The organism is Acidimicrobiia bacterium (genome assembly GCA_016650365.1).
Taxonomy (GTDB): Bacteria; Actinomycetota; Acidimicrobiia; order Spongiisociales; family JAENVV01; genus JAENVV01.
In genome coordinates, this window is record JAENVV010000230.1 from 1 (window position 1) to 2,058 (window position 2,058).

General features: G+C 59.4%; 4 protein-coding genes and 1 pseudogene. All 5 read left to right on the forward strand.

The window, feature by feature from the left end; genetic code table 11:
• Positions 1–73: 73 nt before the first annotated feature.
• Positions 74–273, forward strand: a pseudogene (locus JJE47_13510) (type II toxin-antitoxin system RelE/ParE family toxin).
• 29 nt (positions 274–302) lie between these two features.
• Entirely contained in the window at positions 303–659 is a 357-nt protein-coding gene (locus tag JJE47_13515; protein MBK5268441.1) for a helix-turn-helix transcriptional regulator, read from the forward strand.
• Between the two features lie 217 nt (positions 660–876).
• Positions 877–1,044, forward strand: a complete 168-nt coding sequence (locus JJE47_13520) for a hypothetical protein (protein ID MBK5268442.1) — start codon at positions 877–879, stop codon at positions 1,042–1,044.
• Between the two features lie 39 nt (positions 1,045–1,083).
• Positions 1,084–1,779 carry a hypothetical protein gene (locus JJE47_13525; GenBank protein MBK5268443.1) on the forward strand — a complete coding sequence of 232 codons (696 nt, stop codon included), beginning with the start codon at positions 1,084–1,086 and terminating at the stop codon, positions 1,777–1,779.
• Between the two features lie 57 nt (positions 1,780–1,836).
• The coding region (locus tag JJE47_13530; protein MBK5268444.1) for a tyrosine-type recombinase/integrase at positions 1,837–2,058 on the forward strand (222 nt) is incomplete at its 3' end.

A 2,058-nucleotide genomic window follows, 5' to 3' on the forward strand; every position in this document is an offset into this window, starting at 1 on the left:
GCTGCTGGCGGAGGTCGGATCAGGCTTGAAGCGTCCAACTGTGGGAGCCATCAAGTCATCTCGTCACACCAACATGAAAGAACTCAGAGTGTCAAAGGGCGGGGCGTTACGGGTGCTGTTTGCGTTCGACCCTCGCCGCAATGCCATCTTGTTGTCGGGGGCGACAAATCGGGGCAGTGAACCGGGTGGTACGAATGGGCCATCCCCGCTGCTGACTCGCTGTACGACCTCTACCTAACCGAACTCCGCAACGAGGGCTTACTCGACGACTAGCAACTTGATACAACGAAAGGAACCCGATCATGCCTACCACTAAAAACTACTCCCAACTTCACGACAAGGTCCTTGCCCGACCCGGCGCGGCAGAGCGGCTGGCCGACCTGCGGGCCGACACCTTGACCGAGATCGCCTTGTACGAACTCCGTCTCGCTACCGAACAGTCCCAAGTCGAACTTGCTGCCACCATCGGGATCAGCCAGTCCGCCATCTCTCAGCTCGAGCGAGGAAGCGGCGACATCAAACTGTCCACCCTGCGCCGCTACCTCGAAGGGCTCGGCGCCGACCTGCGCCTCGTCGCCGTCTTCGAGTCCGACGACAACACAGAAACGATCGTGCCAATCCAAATCAACAACAAGGCTCAGCCGATCGACGTGGCGTGACCGTCGGGCGCAACGCGCAGTCAATTACGAACTCATCGCCGTCCCAACGGTTGAATGCGGTGCCTTTCAAGAACGAGATCAGATGCCGACACGGCACAAAGTAGCCGACCAGCTCTCGGAGGCCCGAACACGATGTGCCGTTCTGCTCGGTTTTCCGGATGTGTGCGTTACCGCTCGGTATCGCTGATATGGGCGGCGCCCGTAGGCTCGATTCGACATGAGCGAAATTCCAACCCAAGGCGTCTTCGACTTCGTCTTACCGGGCGAGGACATAGTTCTTCATCGGGGCGACGGGGTGGTCGACGGCGCCGCCGGAAGCGCGATATGTGCGGGGCTGGTGTCGCCCGTTTGTCCGTCTGGTTCGTCTGTTCTCATGTATGAGTAGCGAGATCGGTGGCGAAACTTGAAAGAGGAGACCTGGAACATGTCTACGGATCGTTCGGATGAACTTGACCTGATTGGGTGGTGGTTCGGTCTGGCTGCACTGGTACTGATATTCGTGGGGTTCTTTATTATCGACCACGGCGGTTGGTTGGGGCCTGACAGTCCGGTCAGTGAGCTGGCGGCTGAGATCACTGACAACAGGACGAGAATCGTCGCTGGAAGCACGGTCGGCATTGTCGGAGCGTTTGCCCTGGTCGGGTTTGTTGCCTCGCTGCGGATGCGCCTCGCCCGGGAAGGCTCTAAAGGTGAACTGTTGGCTCTTGTGGCCTATGCATTTGGGATTGTCATGACGATCGGCGCTTTCGTTCATGCGTCATATCGCATGGCGATTAGCGCACCGATCGTTCCGAACATGCTCGCCGACGCGGTGCTTCCGTTATCGATCCTGAAAGAACACATCATTGCCCTGTTCATGCTTGGTGCTGTGGGTGTCGCCGCCACTATGAGCATCAGCTCGTTGGTCGTGGGATTGCTCCCCAAGCCGTTTGCCTGGGTGGGCGTCGTACTCGTCGCGGCCACTGTGGCGCTCATCCCGACTAATTATGGTGTTGGCGGTCTGGCCCTATTCATCTGGCTGATCGTGGCTTGTCCCGTTCTCATCGTCAGAGGCCAGACCACCAGCACTCACGGGTCACCACAATCCCCCTCGGGCCAGATGGAGCACGAACGTGGCTGAACCGTCCGACGCTCGGAATCCGCCCGCCCATAACCGGCAATATGCCGCTGATCCCAGATATTGGGTCACCACCTCTCGTGGTTGCGGGTTAGCGGCCGAGGGCAAGGTCGGAGCCCTGCCCGTCAGCGGGCCGGCCACGACCTCGCAGAGATCACCCCCCACAACCTACGACACACCTGTGCGTCGCTGATGCGGGCAGCCGGAGCCGACGCCAAAGCCATCCAACAACAACTCGGACATCGCAATGCGTCCGTCACATTGAACACATACACGCACCTA